15 protein-coding genes are annotated in these 15486 nt (G+C 68.3%); 11 read left to right on the top strand and 4 right to left on the bottom strand.

Annotation, left to right across the window (positions count from 1 at the left end; genetic code table 11):
• Positions 1-36: 36 nt before the first annotated feature.
• Positions 37-771 (bottom strand): helix-turn-helix transcriptional regulator, encoded by a 735-nt coding sequence (locus DBV14_RS28820; protein ID WP_124464615.1) that lies wholly within the window; start codon positions 769-771, stop codon positions 37-39.
• 141 nt (positions 772-912) lie between these two features.
• Between DBV14_RS28820 and DBV14_RS28815 the strand changes: the two genes are divergently transcribed.
• The 7 genes from DBV14_RS28815 (at position 913) to DBV14_RS28785 (ending at position 7365) form a co-directional block, all read left to right on the top strand.
• Positions 913-1767 (top strand): hypothetical protein, encoded by an 855-nt coding sequence (locus DBV14_RS28815; protein ID WP_124464613.1) that lies wholly within the window; start codon positions 913-915, stop codon positions 1765-1767.
• A 14-nt stretch (positions 1768-1781) separates the two neighbouring features.
• Entirely contained in the window at positions 1782-3737 is a 1956-nt protein-coding gene (locus DBV14_RS28810) for an MFS transporter (RefSeq protein WP_124464611.1), read from the top strand.
• A 148-nt stretch (positions 3738-3885) separates the two neighbouring features.
• Positions 3886-4404, top strand: a complete 519-nt coding sequence (locus DBV14_RS28805; RefSeq protein WP_124464610.1) for a YiaA/YiaB family inner membrane protein — start codon at positions 3886-3888, stop codon at positions 4402-4404.
• Between the two features lie 50 nt (positions 4405-4454).
• Positions 4455-4913, top strand: coding sequence for a hypothetical protein (locus tag DBV14_RS28800; RefSeq protein WP_148092455.1), 459 nt, complete (start codon positions 4455-4457; stop codon positions 4911-4913).
• Positions 4910-5713: a DUF2145 domain-containing protein gene (locus DBV14_RS28795; RefSeq protein ID WP_124464606.1), complete on the top strand. Its 804-nt coding sequence runs from the start codon at positions 4910-4912 to the stop codon at positions 5711-5713. Before DBV14_RS28800 ends, DBV14_RS28795 begins: the two co-directional genes overlap by 4 nt.
• Positions 5714-5737: 24 nt before the next feature.
• Complete coding sequence (locus DBV14_RS28790) at positions 5738-6802, top strand: zinc ribbon domain-containing protein (protein ID WP_124464604.1); 1065 nt, start codon at positions 5738-5740, stop codon at positions 6800-6802.
• Between the two features lie 185 nt (positions 6803-6987).
• A complete protein-coding gene (locus tag DBV14_RS28785; RefSeq protein ID WP_124464602.1) occupies positions 6988-7365 on the top strand; it encodes a DUF3597 domain-containing protein in 378 nt (125 codons plus the stop codon).
• 111 nt (positions 7366-7476) lie between these two features.
• Here DBV14_RS28785 and DBV14_RS28780 read toward each other — a convergent pair whose 3' ends face one another.
• Positions 7477-8259 carry an SDR family NAD(P)-dependent oxidoreductase gene (locus DBV14_RS28780; protein WP_124464600.1) on the bottom strand — a complete coding sequence of 261 codons (783 nt, stop codon included), beginning with the start codon at positions 8257-8259 and terminating at the stop codon, positions 7477-7479.
• Between the two features lie 135 nt (positions 8260-8394).
• On the opposite strand from DBV14_RS28780, the gene DBV14_RS28775 reads away from it, so the two are divergent.
• A complete protein-coding gene (locus DBV14_RS28775; RefSeq protein WP_124464598.1) occupies positions 8395-8775 on the top strand; it encodes a hypothetical protein in 381 nt (126 codons plus the stop codon).
• Here the strand turns inward: DBV14_RS28775 and tgt are convergent.
• Positions 8772-9944 (bottom strand): tRNA guanosine(34) transglycosylase Tgt, encoded by a 1173-nt coding sequence (gene tgt, locus DBV14_RS28770; protein WP_124464596.1) that lies wholly within the window; start codon positions 9942-9944, stop codon positions 8772-8774. The genes DBV14_RS28775 and tgt overlap by 4 nt on opposite strands.
• A gap of 5 nt (positions 9945-9949) precedes the next feature.
• A complete protein-coding gene (gene queA / locus DBV14_RS28765) occupies positions 9950-10993 on the bottom strand; it encodes a tRNA preQ1(34) S-adenosylmethionine ribosyltransferase-isomerase QueA (RefSeq protein WP_124464594.1) in 1044 nt (347 codons plus the stop codon).
• Between the two features lie 147 nt (positions 10994-11140).
• Here queA and DBV14_RS28760 point away from each other — a divergent pair, with 147 nt between their 5' ends.
• The 3 genes from DBV14_RS28760 to recG are packed head-to-tail and all read left to right on the top strand — an operon-like array spanning position 11141 to position 15482.
• The gene (locus tag DBV14_RS28760; RefSeq protein ID WP_124464592.1) at positions 11141-11836 is read left to right on the top strand and encodes a DUF4166 domain-containing protein; all 696 of its coding nucleotides are present in this window, start codon (positions 11141-11143) and stop codon (positions 11834-11836) included.
• Positions 11833-13326, top strand: a complete 1494-nt coding sequence (locus DBV14_RS28755) for a TIGR01777 family oxidoreductase (protein ID WP_124464590.1) — start codon at positions 11833-11835, stop codon at positions 13324-13326. The genes DBV14_RS28760 and DBV14_RS28755 overlap by 4 nt, the downstream gene beginning before the upstream one ends.
• An 11-nt stretch (positions 13327-13337) precedes the next feature.
• Entirely contained in the window at positions 13338-15482 is a 2145-nt protein-coding gene (gene recG, locus DBV14_RS28750) for an ATP-dependent DNA helicase RecG (RefSeq protein ID WP_260397263.1), read from the top strand.
• The last annotated feature ends 4 nt before the right edge of the window (positions 15483-15486 follow it).

Below are 15486 nucleotides of genomic sequence, written 5' to 3'. Positions count from 1 at the left end.
GCACGCGCCCTGAATGACCCCTGCGCTGAACTGCCCTCAAGCCCGACGCAGGCGCGTGAACAGCTCGAACTCCCAGTTGCGCATGCCAAGCAGCAGCGTGTACCCCTCGCGGTCCTTGGCCGACAGCTTCTGGTCCGTCTGGTGCTGCTGCGCAAAGTCTTGTGCCACGCGCTGCAGCCGCTCCAGGAAGGCCGGCGCCAGCGAGCGGCTGATCGAGCCGTGCACCAGCAGCAGACCTTCGGCCGGGCCGTCGAAACCGCCCCGGTAATAGTCCAGCACCACGTTCTCGCGGAAGAACTCCATCACCGGCCCGTGCGGGCGCCAGCGGAACGTCTTGGCCAGCTTCAGGCGATACCGGTTCAGCGGGCGCAGCTCGATGATGCCGATGCGGTCCAGCTGCGCCAGGCAGCCGATGCACTCGGCTTCGCTGATGCGGTAGGCCGCCACGATCTGCTCCAGCGTCCACTGGCTCAGCACGCTGATCGCCACCAGCAGCAGCTTCTTGTCCTTGACCACGGCTTTTTCCTGCTCGTGCGTCAGCTCCTTCAGCAACGGCTGGGCGTCGGCCACGCGGCGGGCCAGTTCGGCGAAATCGATCTTCAGCGCGCGGCAGATGGCGTCCACGCGCGACAGCGGCATGTCGCTCTTGGCCAGCATCCGCTTCACGCTGGATTCGGCCATGTCGAGCGACCGCGCCAGGTCGGCGTAGGTCATTCGGGCGCTTTTGAGTTCGTTCTTGAGGGCGAGTACGAGGTCGACGGTGGTGCTCATGGCTGAAGCGTACACGGGCGCCGGGAAGTATCGAAAGCGGATACCGAAAGGTGTGAATTAGTACCTCGTATCGATATTCGATGCCTGGGGAGCGTCCGGCCACTAAATTCCGCCGCTCGTCACCCACCACCGAGGACCGCCATGCTTCTGCCCTCTCTCAGCCGCCGCGAACGCGGGCTGCTTTTCACCTTCACGCTGCTCACGCTGATCGCCTTCTTCGGCCCCGCCCTGCCGGCGGCCGACGTCGCCATCGCCTCGGTGTTTGCCGACGATCGCGCCTGGCACGGCCTGCCCAATGCCATGGACGTGCTGAGCAACCTGCCGTTTCTGCTGATCGGCTTCTGGGGCCTGTACCGGCTGAACCGCATCGACCGCTCGCACCAGCAGGCGCTGGCCGTGTTTCCGCTGGCGCCGCCCGCCAGCGACCCGCCGGACAACACGCTCGACTGCGCCTGGCTGTTCTTCGCCGGGCTCATCGCGACGGCCGCCGGCTCGGCCTTCTATCACCTCGTGCCCGACGCGCCCCGGCTCGCGGCCGACCGCGCCGGCATGGCGGTGGCCTTCGCGGGGCTGATCGGCGTCGCGGTCTGCGAGCGGGTCAGCCAGCGCGCCGGCTGGCCAGCCGCGTGGTTCGTGCTCACTGCCGGCCTGCTGGCGGCCGAGGTGTTCCAGGAGTCGGGCAACGTGATGCCTTGGGCGCTGGTGCAGTTCGGCGGCATGGCGCTGGTGGTCACGCTGGCACTGGCCACGCCGATGCGCGGCGGCGTCGACCTCAAGCTGGGCTGGGTCATCGGCTTCTACGTGCTGGCCAAGGCCTTCGAGCTGGCCGACCACCAGATCTACGAGTTCACGCAGCACACGGTCTCGGGCCACACGCTGAAGCACCTCACGGCCTCGCTGGCCGGCCTGCCGGTCCTCATGGCACTGCACAAGCTGGAGATGCGCTGGCAGGCGGCGCTGCGGCACAATCCGGGCGCAGCCGCCGTGGCAGCCTGAGGAGAATTCTTCGAATGACAACCCCCGCCGCTGCCGCAGCCACGCCCGTGGCCCATGAAGCGAACGCCCACGCCAACCAGTTCGCTCTTCTGAAGCAGCGGCGCTTTGCGCCTTTCTTCTGGACCCAGTTCGCGGGCGCCGCGAACGACAACCTCTTCAAGTTCGCCTTCACCGTCATGGTGACCTACCAGCTGCAACTGAGCTGGATGCCGCCGGCCATGGCGGGCCTGGTGATCGGTGCGCTGTTCATCCTGCCCTTTCTGCTGTTCTCGGCTACGGCCGGGCAGCTGACCGACAAGTTCGACAAGACGAAGATGATCCGCTTCGTCAAGAACCTCGAAATCCTGATCATGCTGATCGCGGCCTGGGGCTTCGTGCGGGCCGACGCGGTGGTGCTGCTGGGCTGCGTGTTCCTCATGGGGCTGCATTCCACGCTGTTCGGGCCGGTCAAGTTCGCCTACCTGCCGCAGGTGCTCGACGCGCGCGAACTCACGGGCGGCAACGGCATGGTCGAGATGGGCACCTTCGTCGCCATCCTGCTGGGGCAGGTGGCCGGCGGCCTGCTGGTGGCGGTGCCGCAGGTCGGCCACATGAGCGTGGCGGTGGCCTGCGTGCTGCTGGCGCTGGCGGGGCGCGGCGTGGCGCAGGCCATTCCGCAGGCACCGGCCACCGACCCCAACCTGGTCATCAACTGGAACCCCATCAGCGAAACCTGGCGCAACCTGAAGCTGGCGCACGAGAACATCGTGGTGTTCCGCTCGCTGCTGGGCATTTCGTGGATGTGGTTCTTCGGCGCGGTGTTCCTGAGCCAGTTCCCCAGCTTCGCCAAGGAAGTGCTGCACGGCGACGAGCAGGTGGCCTCGCTGCTGCTGGTGGTGTTCTCGATCGGCATCGGCGTCGGTTCGCTGCTGTGCGAAACGCTGAGCCGCCGGCAGGTCGAGATCGGCCTGGTGCCGTTGGGCGCCATCGGCATGAGCGTGTTTGCCATCGACCTGTACTTTGCCTCGCGCGGCCTGCCGAAGGTCGACGAGATGCACATCGGCGTCTTCGTGCACCAGGCGGCCCACTGGCGCGTGATGGCCGACCTGGGGCTGCTGTCGCTGTTCGCGGGGCTGTACAGCGTGCCCATGTACGCGCTGATCCAGCTGCGCAGCCAGCCCACGCACCGCGCCCGCATCATCGCGGCCAACAACATCCTCAATGCGCTGTTCATGATCGGCAGCTCGATCCTGGCGGGCGCGCTGCTCGGCGCGGGCTTCACGATTCCGCAGATCTTCCTGTTCACCGGCATCGCCAACGCGGTGGTGGCGTTCTACATCTTCATGCTGGTGCCCGAGTACATGCTGCGCTTCGTGGCCTGGGTGCTGTCGCGCTTCGTGTACCGCTTCGACATCAAGGGTGACGAGCACATCCCGACCGAGGGCGCGGCGGTGCTGGTGTGCAACCACGTGAGCTTCATCGACGCGGTGCTGCTGATGGCCGCGAGCCCGCGCCCCATCCGCTTCATCATGGACCACCGCATCTTCAAGGTGCCGGTGCTGGGCTGGCTGTTCAAGCTGGCCAAGGCCATTCCCATCGCGCCGCAGAAGGAAGATCCGGCGGCCTACGAAGCGGCCTTTGCCAAGGCGCTGGACGTGCTGCGCGAGGGAGACCTGCTGGCCATCTTCCCCGAAGGCTCGATCACGCGCGACGGCACGCTGCAGCCCTTCAAGGGCGGCGTGATGAAGATCGTCGAAAGCGCGCGCGCCGAGGGCATCGAGCCGCCGGTGATCCCGATGGCGCTGACCAACCTCTGGGGCTCGTACTTCAGCCGCATCGAGCTGCGCGGTGGCGAGCAGGTCGCCATGGCCAAGCCGTTCCGCCGTGGCTTCTACAGCCGCGTGGGCCTGAATGTCGGCAGCGCCGTGCCGCCGGCCGAGGTGCAGCCCGAGGCGCTGCGCCAGCGCGTGAACGGCTTGCTGGGCGCCTGACGCGCTTCTTTTCCGGGGCGTTGCACCCCGGAAAGTATCGACTCCAGATACCGGTGGCGCCGCCAATCGGAACTGGTCGAAGCATTCGAGCCTCGCGGTGCGGGAGCGAACCATCATTCGCCCACCTTCACTACGCCGCGAGGCATTCATGCAACCCTTCTCATCCACGACCGTTTCCATCCAGCGCGATTCGCGGGCCTGGCAGTTCCAGACCTGGGCCTCCTTCGCGATCGCCGTCTTCCTGTGCGCCACCGGCTTGAGCTGGCTGCCGGGGCAGGCACTGGACCGGGCGTTCATGGTGATGGGCTACGTGTTCTGCCTGAGCACCGCCTTCATGCTGGCCAAGTTCGTGCGCGACAGCGAACAGGCCGCGGCGGCGGGCGCCGATGCCGGCCGCGACGTGCCCATGTGGCGCCTGGTCGTCTGGGGCAGCTTCTTCACCGCCATGGCCCTGACCGGCTGGGGCCTCGTGCGCATGGAGATCAACGACGCCTACAAGGCCTTCCTGGGCGTGAGCTGGTTGTTCCTGATCAGCTCGGCTTTCACGCTGGCCAAGACGCTGCGCGACCGCCACGAAGCCGACCTGACCGAAGCGCGCCTGCAAGGCCGCCGTTCGGCCCGCGCTGAAACCAGCGCCGCCACCGCCGCCGTGGCCGCCGCCGAATGACCGGCCGCGCCCTGTCTTTCCACACCCCTGAACAACCGAAGAGGCTCACCATGAAAAAGTCGATTGCCACCGTCCTGCTCGCCGCCTGCACCGCCTTCGCCGGCGTTGCGCTCCCCTTCAACGCCCAGGCGCAGAGCGATGCCTCGGTCGCGCTGTCGATGATGCCCGTGGCATCGGTGGTCGTCGGCGCCTCCGCCGTCGGGGCATCGGCCACCGCCGTGGTCGCCGTGCCCGCCGCGCTGTCGGTGGGCGGCTCGACGCTCACGGTGATTGCGGTCGAGGCCTCGGCCGACGGCACGGTGTACGTGCTCGAACGCGCCTCCGACGGCGCCCGCGCCAGCATCAAGGTGGCCGGCCGCGCGGCCAACGGTGTGTCGAACGCCGTGGGCACGACCGTGCTGGTCAGCGTGATCGGCAGCGGCGTCGTGCTGTCGGCCGCCGGCGAAGTGCTGGCCTTCGTGCCCAACGCCATCGGCCGCGCGCTGCTCTACAACGAAAGACTGTCATGAGATCCGCTGTTGCAGTCGTTCCCGCGCTTCTTCTCGCGCTCGTAGCGGCGCTGCCGCTGCAGGCGCAGGCCGGCCGCTCGTGCGAGCAGGTCAAGCCAACGCCCGCGGTGATCGTCAAGGGCATGCAGCTGGCCGAGCGCACCTCGCAGGCGCTCGACGCCAGCGGCGCACGCGTGGTCATCCTCGCGCGCGCCGGGCAGGACCTGAGCAAGTACGGCCTGCGCTATTCGCACCTGGGCATCGCCTACAAGACCGACGAAGGCCCGTGGCGCGTGGTGCACAAGCTCAACCAGTGCGGCACCGCCGTGGCCGCGGTGTATCGCCAGGGGCTCGGCGAATTCTTTCTCGACGACCTGTGGCGCTACGAAGCCGCCTGGGTCGTGCCCACGCCGCAGGTGCAGGCGCAGCTGATGGCGGCACTCGGCGAATCGTCTTCGCGCATCACGCGCATGAACGTCGCGCCGTACAGCATCGTGAGCTACGCCTGGGGCCAGAAGTACCAGCAGTCGAACCAGTGGGCCGTCGAGACGCTGGCCGCCGCCATGGAGCCCGCCACCATCGGCAACCGCGCGCAGGCGCAGGCCTGGATGCAGTTCAAGGGCTACGAGCCGACCACCCTCAGGCTGGGTCCGCTGACCCGCCTGGGCGGCCGCGTCGGCTCGGCCAACATCGCCTTCGACGACCACCCGAACGACAAGCGATTTTCGGACCGCATCGAGACCGTGACGGTCGACTCCGTGTTCGCCTGGCTGCCGCGCGCGGGGCTGGGCGCGGCGCCGGTGCAGCTCAGGCTGCAATGAAATGAAAAACAAGAAGGAAACGACATGAGCAAATCCCTGCGCCTCTCCGAAAAATGGTTCCGCCGCGGCCTCTGGCTGGTGGCACTGGTGTTCGCGAGCTTCCTCATCGGCCTGGGCAGCACCGTCGTGAGCGACCTGCCTCAGGTCGAGCGGCGGCTGCAGCTCGACGACTTCATCGACAAGCCGGCGGCCATGCCACTGCGCGACACCATCAAGGCCTCGCAGGCGACAGAGCTGCAGGCCGCGCGCGACCTCGACCAGATCCAGCTGCAGCTCAACGCCGCGCAGCAGGCCAGCGCCAACGCGCGGGAAACCTTCGGCAACTGGATCGCGACGCGGCGCGCCACCGCGCAGCCCGACCAGGACACCGAGCTCATCGCGCGCACCAAGGCGCTCGACGCCTTCAAGCAGAAGGAAGACGAAATCCAGCGCCAGGTGAACGCGCAACGGCAGATCGTGCTGGATGCGCGGCAGGCCGAGCAGCGCGCCGCCGCGTCGCTCGGCGAGCTGGAGCACGAGGCGCAGATCAAGCTGAATGCCGAGTACCGACGCGTCGAGCTGCGCGTGTTCCTGTACCGGCTGGCGCTCACGCTGCCGCTGCTGGTCGTTGCGGGCTGGCTCTTCGCGAAGAAGCGCAAGAGCACCTACTGGCCCTTCGTGTGGGGTTTCATCTTCTTTGCGCTGTTCGCCTTCTTCGTCGAACTGGTGCCCTACCTGCCGAGCTATGGCGGCTATGTGCGCTACGCGGTCGGCATCGTGCTCACGGTGCTGGTGGGGCGCTATGCCATCGTCGCGCTCAACCGCTACCTGGCGCGCCAGAAACTGGCCGAGCAGCAGCCCGACCAGGTGCGGCGCGAGGAACTGAGCTACGACGTCGCGCTGGCGCGGCTCGGCAAGAGCGTGTGCCCCGGCTGCGAGCGACCGGTGGACCTGAAGAACGACGAGATCGATTTCTGCCCGCACTGCGGCATCGGCCTGTTCGACCATTGCGACCAGTGCGAGACGCGCAAGAGCGCGTTCTCGAAGTTCTGCCATGCCTGCGGCACCTCGGCGCATGCGGAGCCCGGTGGCGCCGCGGCGCCGGCCTGAGGGGGCGGGGAGGCACCGCATCTTTTTATCGCAAGCGGGGTATTCCGCACGCTGCGCGGCCAACTTTGACCAAGCTGTCGCCGCAAAGTGTTAGAACCTTGGCCTGCGCTGCATTTCGCACGCAGCCGGCGTTCGCTTTCACGCGTCGCCCGGCCTCTGCCACCCCACGACGAGGACCTCCTTCCATGAGCTTTTTCGGCAAGATTTTTTCCAAGATTTTTCCGTCGGCCAACGCCGCTGAAGTCGTCGCCGCACCGCCGGCGCCTGCACCGGGCGCACCGGCCGTTGCGGCACCGCCGCCCTCGATCCCGCTGGGCGACGTGCCCGCCATCCTGGACGCCATGCCTGGTGCCGCCGGCCTGAACTGGCGCACCTCGATCGTCGACCTGCTCAAGTTGCTGGGCCTGGACAGCAGCCTTGCAGCGCGCAAGGAACTGGCCAGCGAAATTCTCTTCAGCGACGGCGAGCCGGGTTCGGCTGAATGGAACATCGGCCTGCACAAGCAGGTGATGACCCGCATCGCAGCCAATGGCGGCACGCTGCCGGCTGAACTGCGCGACTGACCTGGTCTCCTGACCACGCCAACGAAAAAGCCCGGCCATGCCGGGCTTTTTTGCGTCCTGCCTCTTTCCAGTTCCCTGTCTCGAGGAAGAGAAGAAAGGAAGGCGAAGGCTTCAGGTCCAGCCCGCGTCCACCACGTAGTCCTGCGCGGTGCACATCTTCGAATCGTCGGCCGCCAGGAACAGCGCCATGGCCGCGATGTCTTCCGCCATCACGCGGCCCGGCAGGCATTGCGCCGCGTCGATCTCGGCGCCCGATTCGGGCTTCACCCACAGCTTGATCTGCCGCTCGGTCATCACCCAGCCCGGCACGATCGAATTGACGCGGATGTTCTGCTTGCCCAGGTCGCGTGCCAGCGAACGCGTGAGGCCGCGCGCCGCCGCCTTGCAGGCCTGGTAGACCGGGTAGCCCTTGCCCTTGATCATCCAGCTGATCGAGCCGAAGTTGACGATCGAGCCGCCGCCCAGCGCGCGCATGTCGTCGGCCACGGCCTGCGCGGCAAAGAACTGGTGCTTGAAGTTGACGGCCACGAGGCGGTCGAAGTCTTCGCTGGTCACGTCGGCCATCTCGTGGCGGCGGTCGTTGGCGGCGTTGTTCAGCAGCACGGCGATCGGGCCGAAACGCGTGCGCACCGCACCGATGGCGGTGGCAAGGGCCTCGGTGTCGGTCACGTCGCAGGCGACGAACAGCGCCGGGTGCTCACCCCCCAGCTGGGCCGCCAGCGCATCGCCCGCGGCCGCGTCGAGATCGCAGAAGCCGACCTTCGCGCCCTGCGCGTGGAAGGCCCGCACCAGCGCCTCGCCGATGCCGCTGGCCCCGCCGGAAACGAAGACCGTGCGGCCGGCCAGCGAGGGGTAGCGGGCGGTATAGGCCGTGGGTTGGGAGGCGTTGGTCATGAGGGTGAGGACAACAGCAGTGAAGACAGGGCAAGCGTACCGGATGAATGCGCCCCTGGTGCCGGCCGGGCCTCCACCCGGCGTATGGCTTCCGGCCTGTGGGCAGGGCGCCGTTGCAGGAATACGCTTCGACCCATGAGCTCCTTCAACCGCCGCGCCGTCTTCTGCCTCGCGCTTCTTCCGGCCGCCTTCGCGGCGCGGCATGTCCGCGCGCAGGCGCAGGCACCGGCGCCCGTGCTGCTCTTCAAGGTGGTCTCGCCGCGCGACGACATCGTCGTGGGCATCGAGGCGGCCCAGTTGGGCGCCGGCGCGGCGCCGCCCGTGCAGCGGCTTGCCGCCATGCTGGCCGAGAAGGGTCAGCTCACGCTCTGGCAGTACGCCTCGCAAAAGGACGCGAGCGGGGCGCTGGTGCAGGCGCCGCTCAAGCAGATCGTGGTTTTCAGGAACGAGCTGCTGCGCATCGAGCCCTACGCGACGCCCCTGGCCATCAAGCCGCCGGGCGCCGCGAAGTCCTAGACGCCGCGTGCGCGCTCGGCCTTGAAGCGCGCGCGGAATTCCGTGAACGTGCCTGCGTCCAGCGACGCGCGGATCTCGGTCATCAGGTTCAGGTAGTAGTGCAGGTTGTGGATGGTGCACAGCATCGGCCCGAGCATTTCGCCGCAGCGGTCCAGGTGATGCAGGTAGGCGCGGCTGAAGCCTTCGCGCCCGCCGTCGTTCCACGACACGCCCGAGGTGCCGGCGCAGGCGTGGCAGGTGCAGCTCGGGTCCACCGGCTGCGGGTCGCTCTTGTGGCGCGCGTTGCGCATCTTCAGGTCGCCGAAGCGCGTGAACATCGTGCCGTTGCGCGCGTTGCGCGTGGGCATCACGCAGTCGAACATGTCCACGCCGTCGGCCACGCCCTGCACCAGGTCCTCGGGCGTGCCCACGCCCATCAGGTAGCGCGGCTTGTCGGCCGGCAGCCGGTGCGGCGTGTGGCCCATGATGTGCAGCATCTCTTCCTTGGGCTCGCCCACGCTCACGCCGCCGATGGCGTAGCCCGGAAAGTCCATGTCGACCAGCGCCGCCAGGGACTCTTCGCGCAGGTTCTCGAACATGCCGCCCTGCACGATGCCGAACAGCGCGTTCGGGTTTTCGAGCCGTGCGAATTCGCTCTGGCAGCGCTTGGCCCAGCGCAGGCTCAGCTCCATCGACGTGCGTGCCTCGGCCTCGGTCGTGATGTGGCCGTTGGTGTCGTAGGGCGTGCACTCGTCGAACTGCATCACGATGTCGCTGTTCAGCACCGTCTGGATCTGCATCGACACTTCGGGCGTGAGGAACAGCTTGTCGCCGTTCACGGGCGACGCGAACTTCACGCCCTCTTCGCTGATCTTGCGCATCGCGCCCAGCGACCACACCTGGAAGCCGCCCGAGTCGGTGAGGATGGGCTTGTCCCACTTCTCGAACTGGTGCAGCCCGCCGAAGCTGGCCATCACGTCGAGGCCGGGGCGCATCCACAGGTGGAAGGTGTTGCCCAGGATGATCTGCGCGCCCATCTCTTCAAGGCTGCGCGGCATCACGCCCTTGACGGTGCCGTAGGTGCCCACGGGCATGAAGATCGGCGTCTGCACCTTGCCGTGGTTGAGCGTGAGCGTGCCGCGGCGCGCGTGGCTGTCGGCGTCGGTCTTGAGAAGTTCGAAGTTCAGCATGTCGTTCAGTCCTTGGTCCGTGCGAGCAGCATGGCGTCGCCGTAGCTGAAGAAGCGGTAGCCGTTGGCGATGGCGTGGGCATACAGCGCCATCACGCGCTCGTAGCCCGCGAAGGCCGAGACCAGCATCATCAGCGTGCTCTTGGGCAAATGGAAGTTGGTCACCAGGACGTCGACGTGTTCGAAGGCGAAGCCCGGCGTGATGAAGATGCGCGTGTCGCCCGTGGCTTCGCCGCTCTTGGCCCACGATTCGAGCGTGCGCACGGTGGTCGTGCCCACGGCAACGACACGGCCGCCGCGCGCCTTGCATTCGGCAATCGCGCGCTGCGTGGCCTCGGGCACTTCATAACGCTCGGCGTGCATCGTGTGCTCTGAAATGTTCTCGGTCTTCACCGGCTGGAAGGTGCCGGCGCCCACGTGCAGCGTGACGTTGGCGCGCTGCACGCCGCGGGCTTCGAGTTCGGCCAGCAGGCCTTCGTCGAAATGCAGCGCGGCCGTGGGCGCGGCCACGGCACCGGGCACGCGCGCGAACACGGTCTGGTAGCGGCTCTCGTCGTCGGCCGAATCGGTGTGCGTGATGTAGGGCGGCAGCGGCACGTGGCCGCAGCGCTGCATCAGCGCATACGGGTCTTCGCCGGCATCGCTCTCGAAGCCGAAGCGGAACAGCGCGCCGTCTTCCTCGGGCCAGCGGCCCAGCAGCGTGGCGCGAAACCCTCCGACCATCTCCAGCGTGGTGCCCACGGGCGGCTTCTTGCTGACCTTCATGTGCGCGACCACCTCGTGGCCCTGCAGCACGCGCTCGACCAGCAGCTCGAGCTTGCCGCCGGTCGGCTTCTCGCCGAACAGGCGCGCCTTGACCACGCGCGTGTCGTTGAACACCAGCAGGTCGCCCGCGTGCAGCAGCGAAGGCAGGTTCTTGAAGATGCGGTCGGCCGGGGCGTCGCCTGTGCCGTCGAGCAGACGGGAGGATGTGCGTTCGGTGGCCGGGTGTTGTGCCACCAGCTCGGGTGGCAAGTCGAAATCGAAATCGGAAAGCGTGAAGGCGCGCATGTTGCTTGAGGGCCGGACGGGCCCGTGCCAAGGAGGCGTGGGGGAAAGGAAAGAGAAAACCGGAAGCGGGCAGGATTGTCCCATGGCCGGAAAACAGGGCATCGGCACGGGGGTATCGGGGCCGTGTCGCCAAGGCAGAATCGACGCATGTCCGATTCACATGCCGCGCGCGTTTCTTCCCAGCCCGGACCCTCCGAAGGCGAGCTCTTCAAGAAGATCCTCGGCAGCAAATGGCAGGGCCTGCACCCCGACATCCGCCGGCGCTTCGACAAGAATCCGTCGCCGGGCAAGGCGCTGCATTACCTGGGCGCGCTGAGCGAGCTGCGCTGCTCGCGCTTCGGCAAGCTGCTGGGCCACCTGACGCAGCCGATGATCCAGGGCGCGCTCATTCCCTACAGCGACACCAATTTTCCGGTCGAGATCCAGGTCTACGCCAAGCCGGATGACCCGGCCATCTACAAGCAGCGCATCTACCGCCTGCACGGCCGCAAGCCGATCCAGTTCACCAGCTTCATGCGCGAGAGCGAGCGCGGCGAAGTGCTGGAGTACGTGGGCATGGGCCTGGGCATGAAGCTGGTGCTGAGCGTGGAACCCGGCGGCAGCCTGCATTTCCAGAGCGACGGTTATTTCTGGGACGTGCTGGGCTGGCGCATTCCGCTGCCCGGGCTGTTCACGCCCGGCAAGACTTTCCTGTGGCACCACAACGAGACGCCCGAGCGCTTCAACATCCGCATCGAGATCCGGCACTGGCTGATGGGCACCACCTTCACGCAGGTCGGCGTGTTCGAGGAAGTGGCCGAGCCGCAGGCGGTGGCTGATGAACCCGAGGCGGTGGTCGCATGACCATCGACACGCACCTGCTGGCACTGCAGCTCATGGCGGCCCAGGGCCTGATGGGCGCGTTCGACACGCTGTATCACCACGAAGGCACCGAGGCGCTGGCGCAGCGCAACACCGCGCGGCGCGAGCTGGCCATTCATGCGGTGCGCTCGTCGATCTACTGCGCCATGTTCATCGGGCTGTCGTCGTGGGCATGGCACGGCGCCTGGGCCTGGGTGCTTCTGGCGGTGTTCGGCGTCGAGATCGTGCTCACGCTGTGGGACTTCGTGGTCGAAGACGGCAGCCGCCTGCTGCCGCCGACCGAGCGCGTCACGCACACGGTGCTGGCCATCAATGCCGGCGCCTTCATCGCGCTGCTGGCCATGAACGCGGGGGACTGGGCGGCACAGCCGACGGCGCTGGTGTGGCAGCCGCAGGGCTGGCTCGGCGCTTTCCTTGCGCTGTGCGGCGTGGGCGTGGGCATCTCGGGGCTGCGCGACGGGCTGGCGGCGCGTGCGCTGTTCCGCCGCACCGCGCAGGAAGAACAGCGCGCGGTCGATGCACCGGTGCGTTTCGGCCGCAAGCCGCAGCGCGTGCTGGTGACGGGCGGCACCGGCTTCATCGGCCAGATCCTGGTGCGTCACCTTGTGGCCGATGGCCATGCGGTGACGGTATGGACGCGCGACGCGCGCTCGGCCGCCTGGGGCTTCGGCGGCGCGGTGCGCTGCGTGCAGGCGCTCGAGCAGATTCCGGCAACGGATGATATCGACGTGGTCATCAACCTGGCGGGCGCGCGCATCCTCGGTCAGCGCTGGAGCGAACGGCGCCAGCGCCAGCTGATGCAGAGCCGCGCGGGCCTGACGAACACGCTGGTCGCGTGGATCGCCACGCGACCGCGCAAGCCGTGGCTGCTGCTGTCGGGCTCGGCCATCGGCTATTACGGCGTTCAGCCGCAGGGCGACACCACCGAGCTGGCCGAAGACGCGCCGCCGCAGGACATCTTCATGTCGACGCTGTGCCAGGGCTGGGAGCAGGCGGCGCGGGGTGCCGCGGCGCATGGCGTGCACGTGGCCTGCATGCGCTTCGGCTTCGTGCTGGGCCACCAGGGTTCGCTGCCGCAATTGCTGCTGCCCGTGGCGCTCGGCATGGGCGGGCGACTGGGCAGCGGACGGCAGTGGCTGTCGTGGGTGCACGTGCACGATGTGATCCGCGCCATGGCCCATGTGTGGAGCACCGCCGAGCAGGCCGGTGGCACCGCCACCGCGCAGGTCTTCAACTTCACCGCGCCCGGTGCGCTCACGCAGGAAGAATTCACCCGCGTGGCCGCCAGCGTGATGCACCGCCCCTGCTGGATGCCGACGCCCGCCGCGCCGGTCAAGCTGCTGTTGGGCGAACAGGCCGACCTGCTGCTCGAAGGGCAGCGCGTGGTGCCCGCGCGCCTGCTGCAAAGCGGGTTCCGCTTCGCGTTCCCCGATGCGCGCAGTGCCTTGACGGACCTTTGCCGCCCGCGCTAGAAACCCTGCCAGTGCCGCCCAAGAAAGCCCCGTCCCCTCCCGCCGCCGGCGCAGCGCCTGTAGCGCCTGTTCCTCCCGCGGCGCCGGCGCAGCCGCCCGGCGCCGGCCTGAGCCTGGTGCAGCGCGCGCTGCGCAAGCTCGGGCTGGTGCGCGACATCGACTTCGCGCTCTACCTGCCCATGCGCTACGAAGACGAGACGCGCATCGTGCGGCTGGCCGACACGCGCGACGGTGACATGGCGCAGGTCGAGGGCGTGGTGACCGAATGCGAGGTGGTGTTCCGCCCGCGCCGCCAGCTCATTGCCACCATCGACGACGGCAGCGACACCTGCCAGCTGCGCTTCTTCAACTTCTATCCCTCGCAGCAAAAGCAGCTCGCGGTCGGCGCGCGGGTGCGCGTGCGTGGCGAAATGCGTGGCGGCTTCGTCGGGCGGCAGATCATGCACCCCACGGTCAAGGCCGCGGGCACGGCGCTGCCGAACGCGCTCACGCCGGTGTACTCGACCGTCGCCGGCCTGGCGCAGCCGGTGCTGCGGCGCGAAGTGCGCTCGGGCCTTGCGCGTGCCGTGCTCGACGAAACGATCCCGGTGCAGATCGGCCTGCGCGGCGCGTGGGACCTGCGCGCCTCGCTGACCTTCCTGCACTACCCGACGCCCGACGTGGCCATGGCCACGCTGGAAGACCACAGCCATCCGGCGTGGCAGCGCATCAAGGCCGAAGAACTGCTGGCGCAGCAGCTCTCGCAGCTGCAGGCCCGGCTCGAGCGCGCGGCGCAGCGCGCGCCCGTGCTGCCTTCGTCCGCCGAGCCGGTGGCGAGTTCGCTGCATGCGCAACTGCTCGCGGTGCTGCCCTTCGGCTTGACCGGCGCGCAGCAGCGCGTGGGCGAAGAAATCACCCGCGACCTGGGCCGCGAGATCCCCATGCACCGGCTGCTGCAAGGCGACGTGGGCTCGGGCAAGACGGTGGTGGCCGCGCTCGCGGCGGCGCGCGCCATCGACGCGGGCTTCCAATGCGCGCTGATGGCGCCGACCGAAATCCTCGCGGCCCAGCACTTCGGCAAGCTGGTCGGCTGGCTCGATCCGCTGCTGGCCGCGCGGGGCCTGCGCGTGGCGTGGCTCACCGGCAGCCAGAAGAAGAAAGAGCGCGACGCCATGTCGGCCGCCGTCGAAAGCGGCGAGGCCGCGCTGGTCATCGGCACGCACGCGGTCATCTCGGAGAAGGTGCGCTTCAAGAACCTCGCACTGGCGATCATCGACGAGCAGCACCGCTTCGGCGTGGCGCAGCGTCTTGCATTGCGCGGCAAGGCCGTCGGCCATCTCGAGCCGCACCTGCTGATGATGAGTGCCACGCCCATTCCGCGCACGCTGGCGATGAGCTACTACGCCGACCTGGATGTGTCGACGCTCGACGAGCTGCCGCCGGGCCGTACGCCCATCGTCACCAAGCTGGTGGCCGACCACCGGCGCGACGAGGTCATCGACCGCATCCAGGCGCAGATTTCGCAGGGCCGGCAGGTCTACTGGGTCTGCCCGCTGATCGAGGAGAGCGAGGCGGTCGACCTGCGCAACGCCACCGAAACGCGCGACGAACTGGCCGGCACGCTGGGCGACGCCGTGCACGTCGGCCTGCTGCATTCGCGCATGCCCACGGCCGAGAAGCAGGCGGTCATGGCGGCCTTCACCGCCAACGAAATACAGGTGCTGGTGAGCACCACGGTGATCGAAGTGGGTGTCGATGTGCCCAATGCCTCGCTGATGGTCATCGAGCATGCCGAGCGCTTCGGCCTGTCGCAGCTGCACCAGTTGCGCGGCCGCGTGGGCCGTGGCGCGGCGGCCTCGGCCTGCGTGCTGCTCTATGCACCGGGCGACAGCGGGCGCGTGGGCGAGGCGGCGCGCGCGCGCCTGAAGGCCATGGCCGAGACCGGCGACGGCTTCGAGATCGCGCGGCGCGACCTGGAGATTCGCGGGCCCGGCGAGTTCCTGGGCGCGCGGCAGTCGGGTGCGCCGCTGCTGCGCTTTGCCGACCTGGCGACCGACATCCTGCTGCTCGACTGGGCGCGCGAGCTGGCGCCCGTCATGCTCCAGAAGCACCCCGAGCTTGCCCAGCGCCACATCGACCGCTGGCTCGGCACCAAGGCCGAATACCTGAAGGCCTGAGCGG

The organism is Variovorax sp. KBW07 (assembly GCF_003852515.1).
Classification (GTDB): Bacteria; Pseudomonadota; Gammaproteobacteria; order Burkholderiales; family Burkholderiaceae_C; genus Variovorax.
The sequence above is the reverse complement of the archived record's forward strand: the minus strand, read 5'-3'. Positions and strand labels throughout refer to the sequence as shown.

Coding starts and splice junctions, on each gene's coding strand:
- DBV14_RS28820 (WP_124464615.1), bottom strand. CDS start 771: ATGAGCACCACCGTCGACCTCGTACTCGCCCTCAAGAACGAACTCAAA.
- DBV14_RS28810 (WP_124464611.1), top strand. CDS start 1,782: ATGACAACCCCCGCCGCTGCCGCAGCCACGCCCGTGGCCCATGAAGCG.
- DBV14_RS28775 (WP_124464598.1), top strand. CDS start 8,395: ATGAGCTCCTTCAACCGCCGCGCCGTCTTCTGCCTCGCGCTTCTTCCG.
- tgt (WP_124464596.1), bottom strand. CDS start 9,944: ATGCTGAACTTCGAACTTCTCAAGACCGACGCCGACAGCCACGCGCGC.
- DBV14_RS28780 (WP_124464600.1), bottom strand. CDS start 8,259: ATGACCAACGCCTCCCAACCCACGGCCTATACCGCCCGCTACCCCTCG.
- DBV14_RS28805 (WP_124464610.1), top strand. CDS start 3,886: ATGCAACCCTTCTCATCCACGACCGTTTCCATCCAGCGCGATTCGCGG.
- DBV14_RS28760 (WP_124464592.1), top strand. CDS start 11,141: ATGTCCGATTCACATGCCGCGCGCGTTTCTTCCCAGCCCGGACCCTCC.
- queA (WP_124464594.1), bottom strand. CDS start 10,993: ATGCGCGCCTTCACGCTTTCCGATTTCGATTTCGACTTGCCACCCGAG.
- DBV14_RS28800 (WP_148092455.1), top strand. CDS start 4,455: ATGAAAAAGTCGATTGCCACCGTCCTGCTCGCCGCCTGCACCGCCTTC.
- DBV14_RS28795 (WP_124464606.1), top strand. CDS start 4,910: ATGAGATCCGCTGTTGCAGTCGTTCCCGCGCTTCTTCTCGCGCTCGTA.
- DBV14_RS28755 (WP_124464590.1), top strand. CDS start 11,833: ATGACCATCGACACGCACCTGCTGGCACTGCAGCTCATGGCGGCCCAG.
- DBV14_RS28790 (WP_124464604.1), top strand. CDS start 5,738: ATGAGCAAATCCCTGCGCCTCTCCGAAAAATGGTTCCGCCGCGGCCTC.
- DBV14_RS28815 (WP_124464613.1), top strand. CDS start 913: ATGCTTCTGCCCTCTCTCAGCCGCCGCGAACGCGGGCTGCTTTTCACC.
- DBV14_RS28785 (WP_124464602.1), top strand. CDS start 6,988: ATGAGCTTTTTCGGCAAGATTTTTTCCAAGATTTTTCCGTCGGCCAAC.